Source organism: Nesterenkonia muleiensis, assembly GCF_003600155.1.
GTDB classification, from domain to species: Bacteria; Actinomycetota; Actinomycetes; order Actinomycetales; family Micrococcaceae; genus Nesterenkonia; species Nesterenkonia muleiensis.
In genome coordinates this window covers 1-22,635 of record NZ_QWLD01000013.1, presented here as the reverse complement: position 1 = coordinate 22,635, position 22,635 = coordinate 1, and the positions used below count along the sequence as shown (strand labels likewise).

The following is a 22,635-nucleotide window of genomic DNA, read 5'->3' as shown; positions in this document are numbered from 1 at the left end:
GGGGTACGATTCGCTTCATGAGCCGCGCCTCAGCAGCCGATGGAGCCCCTTTAGGGCGCGAAGGCGGACGCGAGTCCGCCGAGAGGCGAGCGGGACCTGCGCCCGCCGCCGGGACCAGCACTGCGCCGCTGAACAAATCGCTGATCGTCAAGTGGAGCCTGTGGAGCTGGGGCAGCTCCACGGTCTCAGCGCTGATGGTCACCTTTGTCTTCGGCACTTACATCGCCGACGCCGTGGGCCCGGGCGGACAGGGTTCACAGTACCTGACCACAGCGAACCTCATCGCAGGAGTCATCATCGCGCTCACCGCCCCGGTGATCGGCCAGCGCGCGGACAAGGCCGGGAGGCGCCAGCTGTGGCTGAGGGTCAACACCCTGCTGGTGATCGTCCTGTGCGCATCACACTTCTTCGTCAAGCCGGACACCGGCTACCTGCTGCTGGGGGTGACCCTGATGGCCACCATGACGCTGTTCGACGAGTTCGCCAGCCTGAACTACAACGCGATGATCACCGACATCTCCGACCATCGGCGCATGGGCCGGGTGTCCGGAATCGGGTGGGGCGCAGGCTACCTGGGCGGGATCTTCCTGCTGGCCATCGCCTATTTCGGGATGGTCGCCGGCGAGGGAGGACTGCTGGGCCTGCCCACCGACGAGGCCTTCAATATTCGCCTGGTCGCGGTGGTCGGCGCGGTCTGGTTCCTGATCTGGTCGCTGCCGCTGCTGCTGACCAAGGTGCGCACCGCCGATCAGGCCAATGTTTCGGAAAAAGTCAGTATCGCCGAGTCCTACCGCCGCCTGGTCCGGGTGATCATCGGCCTGTGGAAGGAGGACCGGAACACCTTCTGGTTCCTGCTGTCCTCCGCCGTCTACCGTGACGGACTCTCAGCGGTGTTCACCTATGGGGCTATCCTGGGGGTGACCATCTACGGGTTCACCAGTGCTGACATCCTGCTCTTCGGCATCGCCGGGAACGTGGTGGCCGCAGCCGGCGCGATCGCCGGCGGATTCCTGGACGACCTTTTCGGCCCTCGGGCGGTGATCCGCTTCTCGGTGACCTCACTGGTGGTCCTGGGGGTGGTGATGTATTTCTTCGACGTCGAACGTGAGCTGTTGGGCCTCACCGTCACTCCCACGGCGGCGTTCTGGGTGTTCGGTCTGGCGCTGTGTCTGTTCGTCGGCCCTGCCCAGGCTTCCTCGCGCGCGTTCCTGGGCCGGCTGGCCCCGCCGGACCGGGCCGCCGAGCTCTTCGGGCTCTACGCCACCGCCGGCCGCTCGGTCGGCTTCCTCACCTCTGGAATCTCAGCGATCCTGCTGACGGTGATGCTGGGCCGGGAGGCTGAGATCGAGGATGCCGACAAGGCGCTGATCGTCGGCATCGTCGTGGTGCTGATCTGTGGGCTGCTTCTGCTGCTGAAGGTCAAGGATCCGGAGGGGCCGGCCAAGATGCGTGAGCACCGGCTCAGCGGTTAGGCCAGCAGCACAGCGACCACAGCCATCGAGGGGATGCCCAGGATGGTGGTGACCAGCACGGTGTCGCGGGCAATGGTCTCGCCGGTGCTGTAGCGCACGGCGGCCACCAGCACGTTCTGTGCGGTGGGCAGCGAGGCCAGCACCACCGCGGCCAGCAGCATCACCCCGTCGAGCCTGAACAGGAATGCCGCGATCACATAGGCCAGCAGCGGGTGGATCAGCAGTTTGATCACCGCGGCGATCAGCACATCACGACGCCGCCCCGACGCCTTGTTGAGGGGACGGGCGCCTACCAGCGAAAGCCCGAAGGCCAGCAGCATCAGCGGGATGGAGGCCCCGGCCAGCAGCTCCACCGACTCATGAAGCTGCTCCGGAAGCTCCCAGCTGCGCCAGGAGAACAGCAGACCCAGCGCGGACCCGACGATCATCGGGTTGACCAGTGTCTGGGCGAGCCGGCGCAGCACTTCGGTGCGGGCACGGGGGCGCACCCGCTGCGTCGTGCCCTTCCGGGCGCTCAGCTGGTCCAGCAGACCCACGTAGATGGGGGTGTAGAGCGCCAGCTGGAACATCACCACTGGTGCGGCCAGGCTGATGTCGCCCAGCACATAGGCGGCGATCGGGAAGCCGAGGTTCGCACTGTTGACCAGCGAGGCGCTCATGCCGCCCATGACCAGGTCAGCTGCGGAGCGCCCCCGCAGCAGCAGGAACCGGCCCAGCAGCAGGAACAGCCCCAGCATGGTGAAGGCGCTCAGTGCGGCGACGGCGAACTGCGGACCCAGCACTTCGCGGATCGGGGAGCCAGAGATGGTGATGAACAGCAGGCACGGCGAGGCCACGAAGAACGCCACCCGGGACAGCACCACCCGGGCCTCGGGGCCCAGGACACCGATCCTGCCCAGCACATAGCCCACCGCGATGATCAGCCAGACCACGGCGAAACCGGACAGCACCGCCGCCATAGGCATCTCCTCCCGCGGGTATCTGATTTCTTGCCGGGCCCTGGGTTCAGCCCCTCCCCCACAATACGCCTGCACGCCGACGCGCATGCGCTCAGTGCACCGGTGCGGTCTCCCAGTAAAGCGGCTCCTGAGTATTCAGCACAGCCGAACGTGCACACGGCAGGGAGGTGTCCGCTCCGAGCAATGCGACTTTCAAGGATTCCTGCCGGAGCTATTCCTCAGCGTCATCCTCATCAGCCTCCGCGAGATGCCCATCACGCGTCATGAGCACCCCTTGCACGATGGCTTGCCGCAGGCCGGGCGGAACACTGTAAGCGCTCTCCTGGCCGCGCAGCAGCCCCACATCAGCCAGACGTCTCAGCAGCATACGTGCCCGAAGACCAAAGAGCCCGGCATGCTGTTGAACACTGGGCTGGGGCTGCTGCTCCCCTTCCTCCCGGGACAGTGCAGCGACCAGTTCTGCCGCCGCCGCGGCGATGGTCGGCGGCGCGAGGCTTCTGAAGAAGTCATCGCGTTGGAAGGGCTCAGCCTCGGCCGCGAAGAACCTCTCGACGAAGACGGCCAGGAACTCCTGCTGGATGTCCAAGACCTCAAGCTCGTCGGTAGAGCGCAAGAGCTCAGCACCCTGATCGGGCAGCACCCGCGTTCCGCTGCGGGAGAAGATGCCCACAGCTTGCATCGCCTGCCACCAGGCAGTCAGCTCCGGCACCTCCCACATGCTCATGACCGGGTGCTGCCGAGGCGGTGCTGACACGTCGTCATCAAAGAGCCGATCCAGAGCGGGCAGGTCAACGCGGTGGCCGGCGTCGTCGTGCTTGGTGTGTGTGCCCTTGACGCTCAGGCCGATCATCGCCGCAACAGGGGCGATGTCTTTGCGCTGCAGCCCGCCCTCGGGAGAACAGTGCCGGCCCTCCCCGAGCCAGTCCAGGAAGTCCTCCACCCCGGTGACCAGCCTGATTTCCGCCAAATCCCGGTGCCTCTCAGCGATGCCCTGGTCCGCCTCCCCGCCGGTGGTGTTGTTCCCTTCACTGAGCCACCGTTCACAGGCGCTGATCACCTGGTCAATCCTCTTGGCTGGGCTGCCTATGGGTCTGGAGCTCTTCACGGGATTCCCGCGTGACCGCTTCTTCTTCCGTGACATCTGCCCTGTCCCATCACAACCAGCTGGACATGCTGGTAATTTAGGTCCGTGCTGCTTTCTGACAATGACATTCGCGCCGAGCTGGACTCCGGCCGCATTCAGCTGGACCCGCTGGATGACTCAATGATCCAGCCCTCCAGCGTGGATGTGCGCCTGGAGCGGATGTTCCGGCTGTTCGACAACCACAAATACGCACACATCGACCCCTCGGTGGAGCAGCCGGACCTCACCCGCCTGGTGGAGGCCGACCCCGAGGAGCCCTTTGTGCTGCATCCGGGTGAGTTCGTGCTCGGGGCCACCTATGAGACCGTCACCCTGCCCGACGACGTCGCCGCCCGCCTGGAGGGCAAATCCTCACTGGGCCGCCTGGGCCTGCTGACCCATTCCACGGCCGGGTTCATCGACCCAGGCTTCTCCGGTCAGGTCACCTTGGAGCTGTCCAATATGGCCACCCTGCCGATCAAGCTCTGGCCGGGTTCGAAGATCGGTCAGCTGTGCTTCTTCCGGCTGACCTCCCCGGCCTCCAAGGGGTATGGATCGAAGGCGCACCAGTCCCGCTACCAGGGTCAGCGCGGCCCCACCGCAAGCCGCAGCCACGAGAACTTCCACCGGACTGTGATCAGCTGAGGAGCTCCTGAATTTCAGCTTCGGCCAGGGGGCGGACATCCCGACCGTCCGCCAGAAAGGCCAATTGGGCTGAGACTTCCAGCTCCTCGGCACCGTTGACCGCATCCTCCAGTGATGAGCCTGCCACGATCGAGCCGTGATTGGCCAAAATGATCGCCGGCCCCCGGCCCGCCGCGTCGAGGATATCGGCGAGTATTTCCGCGGATCCTGGCTTGTAGTAGGGGACCGTGGGCACCTCCCGGCCCAAGCGCATAATGAAATACGGTGTCAGGGGAGGTATGGCGGCTTCGCCGTTGAGACAGCTGAGCGCTGTGACGTATGTCGAGTGTAGATGCACCACTGCAGCAGTCGCAGGACGCGCCTGATACGTCGCACGATGCATGACCACCTCTTTTGAGGGCCTGGGCCCTGCCACATGTTCCCACTTTTCGTTCAGCACGGAAAGCGCATCAGCACGCAGGCGCCCCAGGGATGAGTTCGTGGGTGTCATCAGGTATCCTCCATCAATACGAGCACTGATGTTGCCTGCGCTTCCCACAGAAAACCCGCGTTGGAACAAGCTGGTTCCCAATTCGACGATCTGCTGACGCAGAGTCTGCTCATCTGCCACTACCGGCATCCTCCTGAATTTCTCTCGTTCATAACACCTGTTGTTCCTCTCCTGTATGGTTCGAACCAGTCAAGCCCGACCTCAGTGGATGCCTTGGGGCGGTATTCACACCCGACCCAGCCGTTGTATCCAACGGCGTCCAGCAGGGTGAATATGTAGGGGTAATGAATCTCTCCTTCGCAGGGTTCATCGCGTGCAGGAACTGCTGCGATCTGTACATGTCCAGTAACGGGTGCGGCCATCTCAATCAACCTGGTCAGGCCGCCTGTCATGATCTGGACGTGGTAGATGTCCAGCTGCAGCTTCACATGCGGGTGATCGATCTTCTCGAGCATCAAGAGTGCCCGGGGAACGTCGCTGAGAAAGTATCCGGGAACATCAAAGGTATTGATCGGCTCTATGAGGATGTCAATGCCGAATTCGGCCGCATAGCTTCCGGCGTGCTGGAGCCGACGGATATAGCGTGTCTCGGCCTCGCTGCCGCCATCGGTCACTCCTGCCATCACGTGGATTCGAGGGCACCCCAGGGTCTGGGCATATTCCACAGCATGCTGCAGACTCCTCTCATAGTCGGCATCAGAGCCGGGCAGTGCCGCATATCCCCAATGGGTAGCACCAGTTGACCCCACGGGAGCGTTGATCAGCACATGCTGGACCCCGGCATCTTCCCGGGCATGAGCCAGCACGGAGGCATCGTGTCCATAGGGGAACATGCATTCCACTCCAGAGAACCCTGCCGAAGCTGCCGCCTGGAACCTCTTAAGAAACGGCAGTTCGGTGAACATGGTGCTAATGTTCGCTGCGAAACCTCGCATCAGCGTGCCCCCACGGCCATTTGCTCTGCGATGGAGAAGAAGTCGGCACTGCCGAAGTTGCCTGACTTCAGAGCAAGATCCAGTGTCCCGTCCAGGCTTCTGGTCCAAGGCACTCCCGGGGCGATCTGCGGCCCTACCTGGAATCCAGGGATGCCAAGGGCCTGGGTCACCGCGCCGGAGGTTTCTCCTCCCGCAGCGATGAAACGCTGAACGCCGTGCTTGCGCAACTCTGCAGCAACTGATCCGAAGAAACTCTCTATCGCCTCTGACAGCGGCTCCGCGCCAAACTCGGCTTGTAACTGCCTGACTTTCTCTGCTGGCGCTGTGGCGTAAACCAGAGGTGCCTCGTGGCGGTTGTTGGCGAGTACCCATTCCACAACTTGGTCGCGGTAAGCTTCGGCATCCCAGAAGAGCCGGTGGGGAGTGATCTCATGAGCAGGCGCGACCTCTCGGTAGAAGCACACCTGCGCATTGGTCATCTCCGAACATGAACCAGACAGCACCACCCCCGGCCCGTCCAAGAACTCCCACTCGGCGGCATTTCCTTGCTGTGCGGTCGTGTGTTCTGACAATGCTTGGGCCATGCCGAATCCCAGACCGGAGCCGCCAGTCACCAGTCTGAGGTGCTGCACCGCTGCGCCGATGATCTCCAGGTGCTGATCCGTCATCGCGTCGATCACCGCGTACCGGATGCCGCCACGACGGGCATCCTCCAGAGCAGCCCGCACGGCCTCCTCACCTTTTTCTACCACCTCAAAGGAAATAACCGTGGCCGCTCCAGAACTCTGCGCCTCCATGAGACGGACCAGGCTTGAGTCTGTCATGGGGGTCACAGGATGATGGCGCATGCTGGAATCCTGAAGCAACTGCTCATGGACAAAGAGGTGACCGCGGTAGACGGTGCGTCCGTTAACCGGCAGGGACGGCACTACTACGGTGAACTTGTCGTCAAGCTTCTCCAACAGCGCGTCAGTGACAGGCCCAATATTGCCCTGAGGCGTGCTGTCGAAAGTGGAACAGTATTTGAAAATCACCCGTTCGGCACCAGCCTGCTGAAGGAGTTCCAACGCCTTCAGGCTCTGCTGTATCGCATCTTCCACCGGAATGGAGCGCGTCTTGAGACTGATCACCACAACGTCAGTTGCCAACTCCTCCGGCAGCGACTCGGGGTTGTTCAGCTGTACAGTGCGCAGACCTGATTCGACGATGAAACTTGCTATATCTGTCGCTCCGGTGAAGTCATCAGCAATCACACCAATCGGAAGTACCATACGTCCTGACCTCTCTTTGACCTGATGAACCGGGTTGGGTGCTCCAGCACAGAAGCTGTGTTCTGCACCGGAGCACCCAGAATGCTTGTTCAGTGGCGGAATCAGTGGAGAATCTGCTCCACCCATTCCTGGACTTGCGGGTCGGCCTCGTCGGCGATACCGTCCGTCGGCGTCTGCCACTCGACATAGTCGATGTCGAAGAACTCCACACCCTCATCCTCGAGGTAGGAGATATTCTCCTCCTGCTCGTCGACTGACTGCCCTCGGTACCACTCGGAGATCGCGGCGATCTCCTCATCCAGCACCTCGCGGAGCTCTTCATCCCAGCTGTCGTAGGTGTCTCCCCACACCTGGAAGTGGAAGTTCCCGTAGAGATGGTTGGTGTTGGTCACATACGGTGCCACCTCGTAGAAGGAGTTGAAGCGCACGACGTCAATGGGGTTCTCCTGACCGGCGATCGCTCCCTGCTCAATGGCGGAAAAGACCTCGTTGAGCGCAAGCGGAGTCGGGCTGGCCCCGAGCGCTTCCCACGTATCGATGTAGGTCTGCTGCGTGGGAACCCGCAGGCGCAGCCCCGAAAGGTCGCTGAGTTCTTCGACCGGGCGAATGGAGTTGAGAACTCGCGGTCCACGGTACATGTCGCCAAGGAGCAGGAACCCTGAGTCATCACGGATAGCCTCAATGATCTCCTCACCAAGTGGCCCGTCCCAGACCTCGAAGAAGTGCTCCTCGTCGGCGTAAAGGAAAGGAATGCCTTCGATGGCAGCAAGATCCGTATACCGTTCCAAGGAACCGACAGACTCGATCACGAGGTCGACACTGCCAACCTCGAGGCCTTCCTGCATCTCCTCCCAGCTGCCCAGTTGCGAGGCAGGATACACAGAAATCTCGAGCCGGCCGTCAGTGCGATCAGCAACGTTTTCTGCTAACTCCTTGGCTGCGCGGTCTTGGAGACTGTCCACACCGTAGGAGTGGCCGAGAGAGAGGCTCAATGCAGCGCCATCGTCGCCCCCTCCTTCTCCATTTCCACAGCCGGTGAGGGCCAGCGTCAGAGCCGAGGTACAGGCGAGGCCTGTCAGAATTTTGTGGTTCATGATTCTCCTCCTTGAGGAATCTCTGTGTGTTTTCTAGAAAGATGACGAGTCTCTTCGGCGGCGCTCAGAGTCTCAGTACCACCCGAAGATCAGCGGGGTGTAGGTCACAGTGAGAAGCAGGGCGATGGATACCAACAGCCACGGGAGGAGATCTCGAAGGGACTTCTCCATGGGTATGCCGGCGATCTTGCACCCGATGAGCAAGCAGATGCCTGCTGGTGGAGTGATCAGGCCGATGGCCAGGTTGATGACGATGATCAACCCGAAGTGGACAGGATCCACGCCTACCGATGTCACGATAGGCAAGAGGATGGGGGTGAACAGGATGATTGCGGCGTTACCCTCTACCACCGTTCCGACCAGCAAGAGCAGCACGTTGACCAGTAACAGAATGGCGATCATCTCTGTGGTGATTCCCAAGACCGCATCAGTGATGGTCTGGGCAACCCCGCCTGTGGTCAGCGCCCAGGAGTAGATCTGGGACATGGCGATGATCAGCATGATGGCCGCCACCAGAATCGCGGAGTCGTGCAGGGCTTTGTGGACCGTTGTCGGGGTCAGCTCTCGGTAGACCACCAGGCCCAAGAACAGAGCGATTGCCACTGCAACAGCTCCGCCTTCGGTGGCCGTGAATATCCCCAGCCGAATACCTCCAAGCACAGCCACCGGAATGAGCAGCGCAGGTGCAGCTCGCCGGAACGAGACCCAGAGTTCTTTGGCACTAGCACGCTTCTCCGACGGTAACTTCATGACGCGGGCAACGATGTACCCGGTGAGGATGTAGACCAAGCCGAAACCCAGCCCGATGTAGAGACCGTGGAAGAAAAGAGCGGAGATGGAAACCTCCGCTGTCACCCCGTAGATGATCATGGTGATGCTGGGCGGCAGAATAAGGGCGATGGTCGACGCCGTCGAGGAGACTGAGGCAGCCATGCCTGCCGGGTACCCTCGCTTGAGCATCTGAGGGATCAGCAATCGGCCCACGGAGGAAGCGTCAGCCACCGCGGAGCCGGAGATGCCGCCGAAAATCATATTGGTAATCACTGTGACTCCGGCCAAAGCACCGCGCATCTGACCGATGAGGGCATAGGCGAAGTCAATGAGCCTCTGGGTCACACCGCCAGCATTCATAATGCTTCCGGCCAGTATGAATAGTGGGATCGCCAGCAGTGGAAAAGACCGGACTCCGGAAATCAGTCGTTGCGCTGCGATTTCCAGTGGGACGTCAGTGAACATCACCAGACTGATGATGGACGTCAGCCCGATGGCGATACCGATAGGGACACCGATGATGAGAAGGACTATGAGCCCGCCGCCAAGTACTGCTGGCATCAGACTGCTCCTCTGATATTCGTAACATCGTCGAGACTGAGGACCTCTGCCTCTTCTGCCTTCTGCCGACCCTTGATCATGTTTTCGACGCCGAAGATGACGGCACAGGTGAATCCGACAGGTACGGTGGCATACATCCAGGAGAGCTTGACATCGAAGCCGACTGCCAAAGTGATACCGGTGAGCAATTGCCGTTCTGCCGAAGGCAGCAGGCCCCACGCGAGGTAGGCCAGAAGTGCAAACGTCCCGATGGTCAGCAGGGCGACCACGACGTTGAGGACTGTGCGGATCGCCAGCGGAGTCTTGTTGAGCAGGAACTCCAGGGCAATATGCTCATGTCTGCGCAGCGCGATGGGGATAGCGGCCATCACGAGAGCGACGAAACTCAGAGTAGCGAACTCCTCAGACCAGACGGTGGGCCGGTCGAAGACGTAGCGCATGATCACTTGAAAAATGAGTGACAAGCTCATTAGCGCTAGCGCCGTGACAGCAATGACGGCAAGGAGCTTTTCCAGCCAGTCTAGAGTCAGTGTAAGAAGACGCATCACGGCTCCATAATCAGTTTGATGATTTTGCCGGGTCCTTCGGCAGCCATCCGTGTGATGAGCCGGGCCCCTTCCTCAAGAGTGACTCTGGTGGTGATGATCGACTCCGCGATCGCAGGATTGAGGGTCAGCATCTCGGAGGCGGTGATGAAGTCTTCACGGGTGTACATGGCGGTGCCAGTGAAGGTAATCTCCCGCACCTGCAGTTCACCGACGGGAACCGGGACGTCCTTGTTGAAGACCGCGACCTGGACCACGGTGCCGCCAGAACGCACGCGAGCAATGCCGGTAGCAATCAGCTCGGGCACACCAGCTGCGATAAAGACTGCATCGAAGCGCTCATCCTCACCCCAGGGATCTTCAGGGCTCCGGACGTCTGTGGCCCCGAGCTTGCGGAGTATCTCCGCAACGTACTCGCGGGGCTCCACCACCACGACCTCACCAGAATGCTGGTGTTGCAGCACTGCGGTGATGAGACCGCCGATTGTTCCACCGCCAAGAACCAGATGGCGAGAGAGCCGATCGCCGTTCTGCACCCGACTCACTTGACGTACAGCGTGGGCAGCGACAGCTAAGGGCTCAACCACGGCCAGAGCGTAGTCGGGGATGTCATCAGAGACTGGCACGATCGCGTAATCAGGCACCTTGACGTACTCTGCGAAGGAGCCGTCCCATTCCGTGATGCCGAGCATCTGCTTTTGCGGGCAGACATGGTAGTTCCCCGCCGTACACAGCTCGCAGTCCTGGCACGGCTTCTGCGGCTCGATGGCCACTCGGACCCCAGGCCGAAGATCTTTCACCTCGGCTCCGACCTTCTCGATGATGCCACCGGCCTCGTGGCCGGAGATGAGAGGAGGAAACCGGAAGGGATGTGTCCCACGGAGGGCAGCAAGGTCTGATCCACACGCGCCAGTGGACAGTACTTTGACGACCACCTCCCGAGGTCCGGGTACAGGTGCGGGGATGTCCACAACGGCAGCAGTGCCGTCGTTGTCGAACCGCATAGCTCTCATTGATGCCTCCAAGACTTCTCGATGTGATGGCAACAGAAGTCGTCCATCTCATAAATGAACACCTCTATGTGATAATTTCACACAATACTATATGATGTGAATCACAGGCAAGTGCAGAATCCGAACAACGAAATGGCTACTATGGTGGTCACGAAGACGAGCGAAAGGGCGGAATGATTCCTGAGGAGCGCAGAGAAGCCCTCTTGCGTGAGTTGCGCCATAAGGGAGTCCTCAGCATTCGTGAGCTCTGCCCGATCCTCGGCGTCTCCCATATGACTGTGCGCCGGGACATTGCGGCTCTGGAGCAGCAAGGGCGCGTCTATTCAGTTCCAAGTGGTGTGAAACTCGCAGAAAGGCTTCACAGTGAACCATCATTCCTGGACAAATCTGTCACAGATCTTGACAATAAACGGGCAATGGCCGCAGCTGCAGCCGAGCTCATCACCCCAGGACAGACGATCTATCTGGACGCCGGGACCACCCTGGGGCAGATCGTTCCGCTGATTTGGGATGTCCAGGATCTGACTGTGGTGACGAACGACATCACCACAGCTGGACTTCTCGTGGACCACCCCAGCGTGGAGCTGTATCACGTCGGAGGGCGCATTGACCGTGAGAATCGCTCCTCGATCGGGGATCTAGCAGCTGCATCCGTTGCTGAGTTCAACCTGGACACGGCGTTCATCTCTACCAGCTCATGGGACCTCGGCCGCGGCTCCACCACACCCTCTGAGATGAAAGTGACCGTTAAGCGCGCTGCCATGAGGGCAGCTTCGCTGAGCGTACTCGTCGCCAGCAGTGCCAAGTACGGCACGTTCGGCACCTTTCGTGTCTCCTCACTCCAAAGCTTCGATCAGATCATCTCCGATGCGGGCCTTCCAGAGTCCACACTCTACGCAATACGGGAGAAAGGAATTGATATTAGAGCAGTTAGGACTTCTGCGCAGAGCAGTTCCCAACCGCTCTCCACGTAGGAGACTCACCCCTCTTGTGCGAGGCGCTGGGGGTGCAGATCGTGCTGATAGATCGGTATGGCAGCAAACGGGTAATCTATTCGGGTGACAAGTCCTCCGCCCCAGCACCGCCGTGTTCCGGACCTCTCGGCCTCTGCCGATGAAAACCGGGACTTCCTCGACGAGCATTCGGCACCCGATCAAGAGGCTGGCCAACGGCCCGGCTACCGGGCTGCGGCTCTCTGGGCGTTGGGGCTGGTGGCGGCCGTCGCGGCCGCCGTGTTCGCCGTCTGGCAGGTCAACGAGCACCTTTACGCCCCGGAGGCCACCGCGCAGTCCTACTGGGACTCGCTGGCTGAAGGCGAGGGCAGTCAGGCACTCGGACACTTCTCCGCCTTGCCAGACTTCGCCGAGGAGCCGCAGGTCGACCACCTGCTGCTCACCGGTGACCCCTTGACCCGCTCCGCCGAGCTCATTGAATCTCCCGACATCACGGAAACTGGCGACGGCGCCCAACTGAGCTTCACCTCCGCAGAGGAGGAATACACCACCGAGCTGCCGCTGACCCACTCTGGGACCACCTGGGGGTTTTTCGACAACTGGGAGATCTCTCCAGCGGGGCTCACCTGGTTCCAGGTGGAGGTGCCCGGTGCCCCTCAGGGCGGGATCGGACAGATCGAGATCAACGGTGAGCCGGTTAACCTCGATGCGGAGACCGCCCGGCTTTCAGCCTTTGTCCCGACGGTGGCCGAGATCAGCATCGAATCCCAGTGGCTGACCGGAGCAGTCAGCCATGTGGTCACCGCTGCCGAGGACTCCGATGCTCCGGCCGAGCTGGTGACCATGGAGCTGGAGGCCTCCGAGGACGCCACCCAGCTGCTGCATGAGGAACTGACTGAGTACTTCGAGGAGTGTGACCAGCAGGTGCTCATGCCAAGCGGCTGCCCGGTGGGTACCTCGACCAGCCATCAGGTGGATGCCGACACCATCGACTGGACCTTCCCCGAGCCTGAGGCGTTCGAGCTGAGCTTCGACGCCGAGGGCTGGCAGGTCAGCTCTGAGGATCTGGTGGCTGAGGTCAGCTTTGAGGCCCGCCACTTTCACACCGGTGAGCAGCTGACCGAGACAGAGGATGTGCCCTTCAGCCTGGATGTGCAGGTCGGGGCCAGCGGCGAGGACCTGGTGGTCTCAGTGGCCGGCTCCGAGTAGTCCCGGCAGCGGAGCACACACCTTAGACTTACCTGTTGTGGCTAAAACAAGGACCGAGGACCGCGATCCCGCGGAGCTGCGGTCTGCGCCTGATCCGGCCGTCCTCGAGTCCAAAGGTCTGAACTCGGTTCAGGTCTCCGAGCGGCTGAAGCTCAAGCTGGCCAATGTCCAGCCCCACACCACCTCCCGCTCCATCGCTGAGATCCTGCGCACCCACTTGATGACCCTGTTCAACCTCATCATCGGGATCTGCGCGCTGATCATCATTCTCCTGGGCCGGTGGCTGGACCTGCTCTTCGCGATCGCCGCAGTCGGCAATGTGATCATCGGGCTGGTTCAGGAGTATTCGGCCAAGCGGAAGCTGGACGCCATCGCGTTCCTCCACCAGGACTACATCCGGGTCCTGCGTGACGCAATGATTCTCCAGATCCACCGGGAGCAGGTGGTACTCGACGATGTGGTGGAGCTGCGTCCCGGCGACCAGGTCCCAGCGGACGGCGTCGTGCTCTCTGCCCAAGACCTGGACATTGACGAGTCCATGCTCACCGGTGAGTCGGTGCCGGTGTCCAAACACCGCGGCGACCCCATTCTCTCCGGCACCGCTGTGCTGGCCGGGTCCGGCCGCTTCGTGGTCACCGCCGTCGGGGAGAAGGCGCATGCGGTCAAACTCACCACTGAGGCCAAAAAGTTCCTGAAGATCAACTCGGAGATCCGCCGTGCCCTGGAGCGCATCGCGTTCTGGCTTTCGATCGTGCTGATCCCGATCACCGCTGTGGTCTTCAACGGCCAGATGCACGCCCACGGTGGCTGGCGCACCGCCTGGGAGTCCGGTCAGTGGCGTGAGGCCCTGGTCACCGCTGTGGCCTCGGTGACCGCCATGGTCCCCCAGGGCCTGGCGCTGATGACGACTATCGCCTTCGCTGCGGCGGCGGTGACATTGGCCCGCCAGCAGGTGCTGATCCAGGAACAGCCGGCCGTGGAGATCTTGGCACGGGTGGATGTGGTCTGCCTGGACAAGACCGGGACCCTCACCGACGGCACGGTTGTCTTCCACGGTTCCACCGCAGTGGACCGGGCCGGGCTGCCGGTAGGCTGGGAACCAAGCACCGGCCCGCAGGCCGCCGAGGCGGGCCGGGCCAAGCCTTGGCAGCAGGTGTTGGCCCACTTCGGCCACGGCGAGGCCGCCAACCCCACCGCCGCGGCGCTCACTGTGCCTTTCACCTCCCTGCCGGCATACCGGCCGGCCTCTGAGGTGCCGTTCTCCTCGGCCCGCCGCTGGTCCTCGGTCACTTTCGAGCCGCACGCCGGTCCGTTGGCCGGGCACTGGGTGCTCGGTGCCCCGGAGATCCTCCGCGAGGCCCCGGTCTCCCCGGAGATCGATGTGGACCAGCTGCTGCGGCACACTGACGGTATCGCCGCACAGGGCCTGCGCACGCTTCTGCTGGGCTGGGCTCCGTTCGACGGCGCTGCCCAGGACACCGGTGAGGCCCTTCCGGGTGGGCTGCGCCCCGTTGCCCTGGTCACGTTCAAGGAGAATGTTCGCCGTGATGCGGCCTCCACGCTGGATTACTTCCGTGAGCAGCAGGTCAGCCTCAAGGTCATCTCCGGGGACAATCCGAAGACCGTGGCTGCGGTGGCCCGGGAGATGGGAATGGAGTTCGACGGCGACGGCATCGACGCCTCCACCCTCGCCGAAGATCCGGAGGTGCTGCGCTCAGCGGTGGCCACTCACCACGTATTCGGCCGCGTCTCGCCTCAGCAGAAGGCTGCGATGGTCCAGGCGCTGCAGGCCAACGGTCATGTGGTGGCGATGACCGGTGACGGCATCAACGACGCGCTGGCCGTGAAGAAGGCTGATCTGGGCATCGCTATGGGCTCCGGGGCTCCGGCCACCAAGGCGGTGAGCCGGATGGTGCTGCTGGACGGCAAGTTCTCCAGGCTTCCGGCGGTGCTGGCCGAGGGCCGGCGAGTCATTGCCAATACTGAGCGGCTGGCCAATCTGTTCCTGGCCAAGACCGCATATGCGATCATCCTTGGCCTGTTCTTCGCCCTGGCGTTCTGGACCTTTCCGTTTTTACCGCGCCAATTCTCCTCCGCTGATTTCATCATGCTCGGCTTCCCGGCGTTCGTGCTGGCCATCATGCCCAATGTTCAGCGCTATCGGCGGGGGTTCCTCAAGCGCTCGGCCCTGTTCGCCATTCCGCCGTCGCTGGCCATTGCAATCAGTCTGATCGTGGTCTCGGCCTTCGGCCGCCGGTTCGAAAGCGGCGCCGCAGAGATCCAGACCGCCAGCTTCATCTGCTTATCGCTGGTGGGCCTGTGGGTGCTCAACACCGCGCTGCGCCCGCTGACGGTCCCCAGGATGGCGCTGGTCAGTTCCATGTATCTCCTGCTGGGCCTGGTGCTGTTAGTGCCGATCTCCCAGCGCTACCACCTCTTCGCCCTGCCCGGTGCCGAACTGCTGGCCGCCACGTTCGTGGCCGCCCTGCTGGGCTGCGGGCTGGTGGAGCTGGGACACCGCGGGTACCTGGCCCTGGTGGAGCGACCGGAGAAAGACGACGCCGCACCTGCCTCCTGACACAGATTCCGCATTGCGAAATATCCCCTAAGGTGTAACCTATGCCCTCCCGCTCCACCAGCAGCTTGATGCTGCTGGCAACAGTCCTGCTGGTTTCGGCCAACCTGAGGCCGGCCATCACTGTGGTCGGCCCGCTGATCGAGCGGCTGGGAACCGACACCGGGCTGAGCCCGATGGCCTTGGGCGCACTGGGCTCTGTGCCGATTGTGGCCTTCGGCGTGGTCTCCCCGGTGGTCCATCTGTTCAGCCGGCGCTTCGGGCTGGAGCGCACCATCCTGATCTCGCTGCTGGTCCTGTCCGCTGGTTCGCTGCTCCGTTCTGCACCGGGGACCGAGCTGCTCCCACAGGCAGTCGCACTGTACGCGGGTACAGCGCTGCTCTCCGCAGCGATCGGTGTGGGAAACGTGCTGGTTCCGGCAGTGATCAAACGAGACTTCCCGGACCGTGTTCCGCTGATGACCGGGGTGTACACCGCAGCGCTGGTCGGCGCGGCCGCAGTGTTCTCCGGCACGGCGGTCCCGGTGGCCGACGCGCTGGGCTGGCAGCTGACCTTCGCCGCACCGGCGGCGTTCGCCCTCCTGGCGGCCGCCGCCTGGTCAATGCGGAAGGCTCCGGCGGCAGACCGGACCCCGGCCAGCCAGGCTACGCTGTCTGGCGGCGGGCTGCCCACCACGGTGTGGGGCCAGCCCTTGGCTTGGCAGGTCACCCTGTTCTTCGCTCTGCAGTCCACCCTGTTCTACACTCTGCTGACCTGGTTTCCGGCTATTCAGACTTCACACGGCATCAATGAGGCCACCGCGGGGCTGTGGCTGGGCACCTTCCAGGCGGTGGGTGTGGTCGCAAGTCTGATCGTCGGGCGCATCATGCAGAACACGGCCGACCAACGCGGGATCTCCGCGGTGGTGTGCGGGTTCATGCTGCTGGCCCTGACCGGGATCATCTTCGCACCCGAGCTGATGCCGCTCTGGGCGCTGTGCGCCGGTATCTCCACCGGGTGCTCGTTGCTGCTGGGGCTGGCCTTCATCACCCTGCGCGCGGGGACTCCCCGCCAAGTGGGCAAGCTCTCCGGCATGGCCCAGGGCGTGGGCTATCTGTTGGCGGCAACGGGGCCGGTGCTCGCCGGTGCGCTGTATCAGGGGGCGGGTTCGTGGGATGTGGTGCTCTGGTGCGCCGTCGTACTGGCCGTGTGCCAGGGGGTCTGTGGGCACTTCGCGGGCCGGTCGGTACAGCTGAGGTGATTCTCTCCCTAGGTTTCGCGCAACGAAAATCAGGGCCATCTCAGGGACGAATAGGGGCATCACCCCCGTGACAGCTGGAGCATGCCCGGTTAGGTTGGGAGTAACCAGCTACACCTCAAGGACAGGAGCACATCATGGGATTGGTTTCACTGGGCGCCGGAGTTGCCATCGGATACCTGATCGGCACCAAGACCGGCCGAGACAAGGTTGACGCCCGCATCGAGAACGTCAAGAGGACCGCGCAGGAAACCTGGGAGCGCGAGGACGTGCAGGACTTCGTCTCGAAGGCGACTGACACTGCCACCAAGGTCAGCCACGATGTGGCCGAAGGTGCCAAGAAGGCGGCAGCGGCTGCTTCTGATGCGGTGAAGAAAGCGTCCGAAAAGGCCGAAGAGGCGGAGGAGGCAGTCGCAGACGTGGTCGACGAGGCTGAGGACATCGTGGAGGAGAAGGCCGGGGAGTTCACGTCCACCGATCACAAGGGGACTGACGACTGGACCAACGAGGGCGGCGCCAAGCCCTAACCGCACTTCCAGAGCGCGTTGTGAACAACGCAGCGGGGTATATCCCGCGCTGTCGCCCAAACCCGCGGTGTTTCTGCCCCGCCCTTGGCTCAGGGCCGATATGGCGGTCTCATTCGTCGTATTGGTCAGCGAAGATCCTAGGAGGCTGGTCGCCAGGCTCCAGCTCGACCGGGCCAGAGCATCCCCAATGGTCTGACTGCTGGCATTCTTCGGAGACGTGGCGGTGGTCGATCCGCCAGATGTCCGCCTCCCCTGGGCTGGCGGGCACATCGGTTGAGCCACTGACTGGCATCCAAGCTCCGCCCGGAAGCCGGTACTCCCCGATGAACGTGGTGGTGACCTCCACGGGGTAAACACCAGTGTCTTGATACACGTGGGAGGTGGGGGTCTCGATGTCCGCAGGCGTGCCGGTGTCTCCAAAGTTGCCGAGAGCTGATGCCGGTCCCCCCGGCTCATGGAGGGCGCGAACCGTGCCGTCACCGTAGTCGAAGACATGCTCCACGGGTATGGCCCGGACCTCCACCTCGATGCCGAGCAGGGTTTCGGTGAAGGTCTGCGGCTCTGTGTCCACGAAGACATTGGTGTGCCGGTTGATATAGCCGAAACCGCGCAGCTCCTCTTCGAAGGAGACCTGACCCCCGTCAATGGGGAGCGTGGCGAAAGTCTGCTCGACTTCTCCAGGCATCTGAATCAAGATCTGCTCCCACTGCGACTCAGCAGCGGCCACAGACTCCTCAATCAGCGCCTGCTCCACCTCCGGCGCAGGCAGATCGTCGAGGCACGCGGGCGCACCAAGGACGTTAGGATCCTGGAAAAGAACACAGCTTTCACCGGTCGATGGGTTCGTGACTGCAGAAGAGAATTCCAGGCAATCGAGGTCAGTTTCGCCGTTATCTCCTATGCAGTACAACGAACTTTGGGCCTCGTCACTTTCATAATCTGCTTGGGCTCCGTCACCCTCAGGAGAATCCCCACCAGACGACTCATCGAAAAGTGCCCCTGCATCGCCTGGGACCTCATTTAGATCAGTCAGTTCTGTTCCAGGGTGCCGAATCTGCAAGTCTATTTCGACCGCATAGTCACCGAAACCTATCGTGAAATCATGCCCAGATTGCTCGTCAGATGCAGCAACTACCAGTCCTCCGTAAAGAAGAGTCGCCCCGAGCATCGCCTCAGATATGCTCATTAGTCGGCACCGTCCTCCTGTGGATTTTCAGCCTTGTTCGTGTGGATGGCGGACTCTGGCTCGCGAAGTCCATCTCCGTTGCTCTCACGTCGATCGACCGTCTGAGCACCGTATTCACCGATTAAACTCATGCCTGCGACCCGCCAGCGTCCGTCTTCGTGGACTGCGCGAAACTGATGCGCACCCGCAGTTTCAGCCTCCGTAACCCCGTAGGAAGCACCTTCCCAGAACGACTCGAAGTCGGACTCGTGCAGCGCGAGGAGTCCGGTAGCCACAGTCTCCGACTCCATCCGAAGGTACGTATCTCCAACATCATCGGGGTCACTGACGTACCAACCATCGTTGCTGAACACCTCATCAAGTCTTTCGAGATGGGATTGGCACAGCACGCACTCCTCGTGAGAAAAGTACTCCAGGGGCTCTGTGTCTCCGGTGACTCTGGCGTAGTGACGTGCGTCAAACCAGTGCTGGATCAGCGCCTCGGCGCCTTCCTCGGTGGGTTCGTAGATTTCCTCTGGAGGCTCAGGAACTGGCCAATTCTGGGCCGGACCGTCGGATGAAGCCGGGACCGGAGTCGGCTCCGTGCCTGGTTCCTCTGCGTCCTGCTTCTCCGAACCGACCTCCGCAGGTCCCCCGTTCTCCTGACCGCCGCCCGGGGCGCCGTCGTCCGCCCCCGCAGCGGGAAGAGACTCCACAACAGTCGGTTGTTGAGCGTCATCGGCCCCGGCGCCTCCGGCACAGCCCGCCGCGCTGGCAGCCACCACCACAGCCAGCAGAGTCCCCAGTACTCTCTTATCAGTCACAGCCCTTTATCCGTTCGCCCTGTTGCGCGGCACGGCCGGCCCCTCACGGCATCACCGCAGCTATTCCGTACGCCACAGCCCCCAACCTCAGCTAAGAACTGTGTCACATACACTAACCAGACTCGGACCCTGGCACCAGGCCCCGGTCGAAATCTGTGGATAAGTTGTCCGACGCCGCTTCCGGCGACACCGGAGTGTGACCCCGCCTACCGGGAAGCGCGCTCCAGGATTTCCTCCATGATCGCGTCGTTGACCTTCCGCGGTTGCCCGTAGCTGGGGTAATGGAACTGCATGATGTTGGCATACGGATTGACCTCCAGCACCACCGCCTCATCAGCACTGCCGAGGTCCGGGACCAGCAGGTCCACCGCAGCCGCACCCAGGCCGGGAATCGCCCAGAGTCCGTCCACCGCCAGATCCTTGAGCTCATCGCCGAGCAGGTCCAACACATCCACCGCGATGCCGCCTCCACGGGCAGTGTCTGCGATCGGCGTCAGGTACTGCAGCGTGCCTGCCGAAAGCACCGTATCGCGGGTGACCGCCATCGGTGCCAGGAACGCATCGGTCACCTCGGGCTGGCGCGGCTTGAGGTATTCATTGGGCCGGCGGCGGGCAATCTCCGCATCCGCCAGGCTTCCGACTGTGGAGACACCATCGCCGACCACGTAGAGCGGCAGCCGGACCACGGCACCGACCACCTCGCCGCCCACCACATAGCAGCGCACATCCAGGCCCGGTGCATACTCCTCGATCATGATCAGGTACCGGGATTCGGAGGTGGCCGAGCGCGCCGCCATCGCTGCCTGCCACGCCCTGCGAAGCTCTGCCTCACGGGTGACCTTGACCGAGATGCCCTTCGCCGCGCGGCCCGCGGAAGGCTTGACCGCCACCTGCTTGCCCAGGGCCTTCATGTACTTCACTGCACGGGAGAAGTCGGTGGGGTTGATCGCCTTGCCCTTGGGCGTGGGGACCTCCGCGGAGTTCAAGTAGCGCTTGGTCATCGCTTTGGAGCGGGAAACTCGCCTGGCCTGGTGACTCACCAGCGAGGTAATCACCCCATCCATGCCGCCCACCAGTACCCCGGAGAGAAAGAACAGCTGGTTGGAGTCGGTGATCTTCTTGATGGTCATTCGGCGGCGGCGAGCTGCGCGCTGCAGGAGCTCATCATGCGGCATGGTCGAGCTCCACCGGCGCAGCGCCTGATACTGCGGCTCCACCTGCTCCGCGATGAACCGAGAAGTCACCGATGGGTCCTCCCCCAGGGCGACGCTGGGGCGTTCTGCCGAGGACGCAGGGGGAGGCGGCGGGGCGCCTGCGCGGCGGCGGGCGCTGCCTTCAGCTGCGGGAAAGTAGGTCTCGGCCATGGTGTTCACAATAGTCTTACAGGGCTGCGGTGAAGAGAATATGTTCCGCCACCGCGTCTGCCACCGGACGCCCCGGCCCCAGCCCGGGGTAGTGGTGCGGCACCAGGCTGGCCGACTCATCGATCCCGATCACGACGCCGCCCTCGGCAGTGTCCAGCGACTTCACCCAGAGATTCACCGCCCCGGCCAGCAGCCCCGGCACCGCACGCAGCCCGTCAACGGCCAGCTGAGCGATATCATCAGCAACTCTGCCGGTCACATCGACCGTCTGGTTCTTCTGAGCCACCTCCGGGTTGGGGACGACGGCGATCACGCTGACTGCTTGTTTACCGACACAGTAGGCCTGGAGAACCGCCGCATGGTCATTGTCTCTGGCGGGCGGTTCCAGCTCCAGGGGCAGCGGGGGCTGGAACTCTTCGGCGGCGTCTTCGTGCTCAAGGGCGTGCGGAACCTCCATGAGGTCCAGGTGGGCAATGAGGTGTCTGCGGTTCCGCAGCAGGCGGCGGGAGTGGGCGCTGACCAGTGTGGTCACCCGGTTGGCGAATCCGCCGATCACATTGCCCTGGAACTCGAACACCCACCGGCCCTCGGTGATTCGCTTGGCGGAGATTCGCCTCGACGCCAGGGCGTGAGCCAACAGCTGGGAGTCGCTCAGCGGCGCTTCTGTCCGCGCAGCGGCACCGGGGCCCCGCGCCTGCCGGAGGGTGTCAACGTGGGCCGCAAGCGCCTGGGCGGCCGGCAGTGGAGGGGCAACCGTGGCTGAAGCAGCGGTCACCGGGGAGTCGGAGCTTTCAGCGGACATAACCCCTCAAGGATATGCGAGATCAGACTGATCTCAGATCCAATCCGCTGATGGCGCTGAAGTCGTCTGGATTGTGGGTATAAAGGGGCAGGCCTCGTGAAATGGCCATTGCAGCGGTCAGTGTGTCGTGGGCGCGCGCAGCACGCTTCTTACCCGACGCTCGGAGCCCAGCGGCGATCGGGGCGAAAGCCCGGGCTGCGGCGGCGTCGAACGGCATCGGGTCAAAAAGCAGACTCGGCCCGCTGGAGGTGGGCCAGGCGCAGTGCTCGTTCCTGGCCATTGTGAGCAACCATCGGGCCCACTGCGAGTTCAGCTAGCGTCATGGCGGTAATACCACGGTGACCAACCTGACCAACCCAAGTGGATAACCACCTGACCACCCCTGAACAAGCCCGCCAGAGAGGTAGGCAGGCACCTCAGACTATGAGAGAATGAATACACGGAATACAGGTATTCAGGAGGTGGCGAGATGCCCACAACCATCCGCCTCAAGGGCGACCTTGAGGACCGCATCAAGAAGCTGGCGACCACTACCGGCAGACCTCAGAGCTTCTACATCAACCAGATGATCGAGCGGGAAATCGACCGCATCGAGTGGGAGTACTCCATCCTCAAAGATGTGGAGGACCAGCGCGCCGGACGGCTCAAGACCATCTCTCACGAGGAAATGAAGGCAGAGCTTGGCCTGGACGATTGAGTACACGCCCAATGTCCTCCAAGCGTTCAAGAAAGACCCGGACCGCCAGATCGTCCGCCGCATGATCGCCAAGCTCGAAGAAGCTGCCGAACTCGAAGATCCCACCGCCACGGCTAAGCCCATGACCGGCAACCTCAAAGGGCTGTGGTCCTACCGCATCGGCGGCGGATACCGCGTCATTGCCGACATCCAGCAGGACCGCCTGGTGATCTTCGCACTCAAAGCAGGCCCACGCCGCAACGTCTACGGCGACTAGGAACCCTCATGGCAATCAACGAACAGCACCGACAGCTGGAGGTCGCCCGCGAGCTGGAGGCAGCGGCGCGGACGCTGGCGCAACCAACATCTGGGCACTATGCCGCAGACACCACACCATGAAATCCCACGGCTACCTCCCCACCC

General features: G+C 62.5%; 23 protein-coding genes. 9 read left to right on the top strand and 14 right to left on the bottom strand.

From position 1 onward, the window contains the following. The first annotated feature begins 17 nt into the window (after positions 1–17). Positions 18–1,472, top strand: coding sequence for an MFS transporter (locus DVO78_RS04075; protein WP_120003544.1), 1,455 nt, complete (start codon positions 18–20; stop codon positions 1,470–1,472). On the opposite strand, the gene DVO78_RS04070 is transcribed toward DVO78_RS04075, so the two are convergent. After that, positions 1,469–2,431 (bottom strand): AEC family transporter, encoded by a 963-nt coding sequence (locus DVO78_RS04070; RefSeq protein WP_120003543.1) that lies wholly within the window; start codon positions 2,429–2,431, stop codon positions 1,469–1,471. The genes DVO78_RS04075 and DVO78_RS04070 overlap by 4 nt on opposite strands. A gap of 211 nt (positions 2,432–2,642) precedes the next feature. After that, entirely contained in the window at positions 2,643–3,488 is an 846-nt protein-coding gene (locus DVO78_RS04065) for a hypothetical protein (RefSeq protein WP_120003542.1), read from the bottom strand. A 132-nt stretch (positions 3,489–3,620) separates the two neighbouring features. Between DVO78_RS04065 and dcd the strand changes: the two genes are divergently transcribed. Further along, positions 3,621–4,199 (top strand): dCTP deaminase, encoded by a 579-nt coding sequence (gene dcd, locus DVO78_RS04060; protein ID WP_120003541.1) that lies wholly within the window; start codon positions 3,621–3,623, stop codon positions 4,197–4,199. Here the strand turns inward: dcd and DVO78_RS04055 are convergent. From DVO78_RS04055 to DVO78_RS04025, 7 genes are all read right to left on the bottom strand, one after another. Further along, positions 4,192–4,818 (bottom strand): class II aldolase/adducin family protein, encoded by a 627-nt coding sequence (locus tag DVO78_RS04055; RefSeq protein ID WP_238385131.1) that lies wholly within the window; start codon positions 4,816–4,818, stop codon positions 4,192–4,194. The two genes, dcd and DVO78_RS04055, sit on opposite strands and share 8 nt — an antisense overlap. Then, a complete protein-coding gene (locus DVO78_RS04050; protein WP_274380732.1) occupies positions 4,809–5,594 on the bottom strand; it encodes a hydroxypyruvate isomerase family protein in 786 nt (261 codons plus the stop codon). The genes DVO78_RS04055 and DVO78_RS04050 overlap by 10 nt, the downstream gene beginning before the upstream one ends. 29 nt (positions 5,595–5,623) lie before the next feature. Further along, a complete protein-coding gene (otnK, locus tag DVO78_RS04045) occupies positions 5,624–6,895 on the bottom strand; it encodes a 3-oxo-tetronate kinase (RefSeq protein ID WP_120003538.1) in 1,272 nt (423 codons plus the stop codon). Between the two features lie 101 nt (positions 6,896–6,996). Further along, on the bottom strand, positions 6,997–7,989 hold the full coding sequence (locus DVO78_RS04040; protein ID WP_120003537.1) for a TRAP transporter substrate-binding protein: 993 nt from the start codon (positions 7,987–7,989) through the stop codon (positions 6,997–6,999). Positions 7,990–8,061: 72 nt separating this feature from the next. Further along, positions 8,062–9,321: a TRAP transporter large permease gene (locus DVO78_RS04035; RefSeq protein WP_120003536.1), complete on the bottom strand. Its 1,260-nt coding sequence runs from the start codon at positions 9,319–9,321 to the stop codon at positions 8,062–8,064. Beyond that, a complete protein-coding gene (locus DVO78_RS04030; RefSeq protein ID WP_157983861.1) occupies positions 9,321–9,785 on the bottom strand; it encodes a TRAP transporter small permease in 465 nt (154 codons plus the stop codon). Before DVO78_RS04030 ends, DVO78_RS04035 begins: the two co-directional genes overlap by 1 nt. A gap of 80 nt (positions 9,786–9,865) precedes the next feature. After that, positions 9,866–10,870: a zinc-dependent alcohol dehydrogenase gene (locus DVO78_RS04025; RefSeq protein WP_162301561.1), complete on the bottom strand. Its 1,005-nt coding sequence runs from the start codon at positions 10,868–10,870 to the stop codon at positions 9,866–9,868. 182 nt (positions 10,871–11,052) lie between these two features. Between DVO78_RS04025 and DVO78_RS04020 the strand changes: the two genes are divergently transcribed. The 5 genes from DVO78_RS04020 to DVO78_RS04000 all read left to right on the top strand — a co-directional run bounded on the left by DVO78_RS04020 (position 11,053) and on the right by DVO78_RS04000 (position 17,381). Then, complete coding sequence (locus tag DVO78_RS04020; RefSeq protein WP_120003533.1) at positions 11,053–11,853, top strand: DeoR family transcriptional regulator; 801 nt, start codon at positions 11,053–11,055, stop codon at positions 11,851–11,853. Between the two features lie 84 nt (positions 11,854–11,937). Further along, a complete protein-coding gene (locus DVO78_RS04015) occupies positions 11,938–13,041 on the top strand; it encodes a hypothetical protein (protein ID WP_120003532.1) in 1,104 nt (367 codons plus the stop codon). A gap of 37 nt (positions 13,042–13,078) precedes the next feature. Then, entirely contained in the window at positions 13,079–15,619 is a 2,541-nt protein-coding gene (locus tag DVO78_RS04010; RefSeq protein WP_120003531.1) for an HAD-IC family P-type ATPase, read from the top strand. 41 nt (positions 15,620–15,660) lie between these two features. Then, on the top strand, positions 15,661–16,857 hold the full coding sequence (locus DVO78_RS04005; RefSeq protein WP_120003530.1) for a CynX/NimT family MFS transporter: 1,197 nt from the start codon (positions 15,661–15,663) through the stop codon (positions 16,855–16,857). A gap of 134 nt (positions 16,858–16,991) precedes the next feature. Then, positions 16,992–17,381: a YtxH domain-containing protein gene (locus DVO78_RS04000; protein WP_120003529.1), complete on the top strand. Its 390-nt coding sequence runs from the start codon at positions 16,992–16,994 to the stop codon at positions 17,379–17,381. Positions 17,382–17,490: 109 nt separating this feature from the next. On the opposite strand, the gene DVO78_RS03995 is transcribed toward DVO78_RS04000, so the two are convergent. The 5 genes from DVO78_RS03995 to DVO78_RS17455 all read right to left on the bottom strand — a co-directional run bounded on the left by DVO78_RS03995 (position 17,491) and on the right by DVO78_RS17455 (position 21,816). Continuing rightward, positions 17,491–18,108 carry a hypothetical protein gene (locus DVO78_RS03995; protein WP_157983860.1) on the bottom strand — a complete coding sequence of 206 codons (618 nt, stop codon included), beginning with the start codon at positions 18,106–18,108 and terminating at the stop codon, positions 17,491–17,493. Between the two features lie 458 nt (positions 18,109–18,566). Beyond that, complete coding sequence (locus DVO78_RS03990) at positions 18,567–19,370, bottom strand: DUF6318 family protein (RefSeq protein ID WP_120003527.1); 804 nt, start codon at positions 19,368–19,370, stop codon at positions 18,567–18,569. Positions 19,371–19,576: 206 nt separating this feature from the next. Then, positions 19,577–20,734 carry a hypothetical protein gene (locus DVO78_RS03985; RefSeq protein ID WP_157983859.1) on the bottom strand — a complete coding sequence of 386 codons (1,158 nt, stop codon included), beginning with the start codon at positions 20,732–20,734 and terminating at the stop codon, positions 19,577–19,579. Positions 20,735–20,750: 16 nt separating this feature from the next. Further along, positions 20,751–21,536, bottom strand: coding sequence for a hypothetical protein (locus DVO78_RS03980; protein ID WP_120003525.1), 786 nt, complete (start codon positions 21,534–21,536; stop codon positions 20,751–20,753). Positions 21,537–21,558: 22 nt separating this feature from the next. Further along, the gene (locus DVO78_RS17455) at positions 21,559–21,816 is read right to left on the bottom strand and encodes a PIN domain-containing protein (protein WP_157983858.1); all 258 of its coding nucleotides are present in this window, start codon (positions 21,814–21,816) and stop codon (positions 21,559–21,561) included. 189 nt (positions 21,817–22,005) lie between these two features. On the opposite strand from DVO78_RS17455, the gene relB reads away from it, so the two are divergent. Continuing rightward, positions 22,006–22,233 (top strand): type II toxin-antitoxin system RelB family antitoxin, encoded by a 228-nt coding sequence (gene relB / locus DVO78_RS03970; protein ID WP_120003523.1) that lies wholly within the window; start codon positions 22,006–22,008, stop codon positions 22,231–22,233. Beyond that, complete coding sequence (locus DVO78_RS03965; protein WP_120003522.1) at positions 22,217–22,489, top strand: type II toxin-antitoxin system RelE family toxin; 273 nt, start codon at positions 22,217–22,219, stop codon at positions 22,487–22,489. The genes relB and DVO78_RS03965 overlap by 17 nt, the downstream gene beginning before the upstream one ends. Positions 22,490–22,635 lie beyond the last annotated feature (146 nt).

Excerpts from the sequence above, each read along its gene's own strand:
- DVO78_RS04075 (WP_120003544.1), top strand. The coding sequence starts at position 18 with ATGAGCCGCGCCTCAGCAGCCGATGGAGCCCCTTTAGGGCGCGAAGGC.
- DVO78_RS04070 (WP_120003543.1), bottom strand. The coding sequence starts at position 2,431 with ATGGCGGCGGTGCTGTCCGGTTTCGCCGTGGTCTGGCTGATCATCGCG.
- DVO78_RS04055 (WP_238385131.1), bottom strand. The coding sequence starts at position 4,818 with ATGCCGGTAGTGGCAGATGAGCAGACTCTGCGTCAGCAGATCGTCGAA.
- DVO78_RS04050 (WP_274380732.1), bottom strand. The coding sequence starts at position 5,594 with ATGTTCACCGAACTGCCGTTTCTTAAGAGGTTCCAGGCGGCAGCTTCG.
- otnK (WP_120003538.1), bottom strand. The coding sequence starts at position 6,895 with ATGGTACTTCCGATTGGTGTGATTGCTGATGACTTCACCGGAGCGACA.
- DVO78_RS04040 (WP_120003537.1), bottom strand. The coding sequence starts at position 7,989 with ATGAACCACAAAATTCTGACAGGCCTCGCCTGTACCTCGGCTCTGACG.
- DVO78_RS04035 (WP_120003536.1), bottom strand. The coding sequence starts at position 9,321 with ATGCCAGCAGTACTTGGCGGCGGGCTCATAGTCCTTCTCATCATCGGT.
- DVO78_RS04025 (WP_162301561.1), bottom strand. The coding sequence starts at position 10,870 with ATGCGGTTCGACAACGACGGCACTGCTGCCGTTGTGGACATCCCCGCA.
- DVO78_RS04020 (WP_120003533.1), top strand. The coding sequence starts at position 11,053 with ATGATTCCTGAGGAGCGCAGAGAAGCCCTCTTGCGTGAGTTGCGCCAT.
- DVO78_RS04005 (WP_120003530.1), top strand. The coding sequence starts at position 15,661 with ATGCCCTCCCGCTCCACCAGCAGCTTGATGCTGCTGGCAACAGTCCTG.
- DVO78_RS04000 (WP_120003529.1), top strand. The coding sequence starts at position 16,992 with ATGGGATTGGTTTCACTGGGCGCCGGAGTTGCCATCGGATACCTGATC.
- DVO78_RS03985 (WP_157983859.1), bottom strand. The coding sequence starts at position 20,734 with ATGGCCGAGACCTACTTTCCCGCAGCTGAAGGCAGCGCCCGCCGCCGC.
- DVO78_RS03980 (WP_120003525.1), bottom strand. The coding sequence starts at position 21,536 with ATGTCCGCTGAAAGCTCCGACTCCCCGGTGACCGCTGCTTCAGCCACG.
- DVO78_RS17455 (WP_157983858.1), bottom strand. The coding sequence starts at position 21,816 with ATGGCCAGGAACGAGCACTGCGCCTGGCCCACCTCCAGCGGGCCGAGT.
- relB (WP_120003523.1), top strand. The coding sequence starts at position 22,006 with ATGCCCACAACCATCCGCCTCAAGGGCGACCTTGAGGACCGCATCAAG.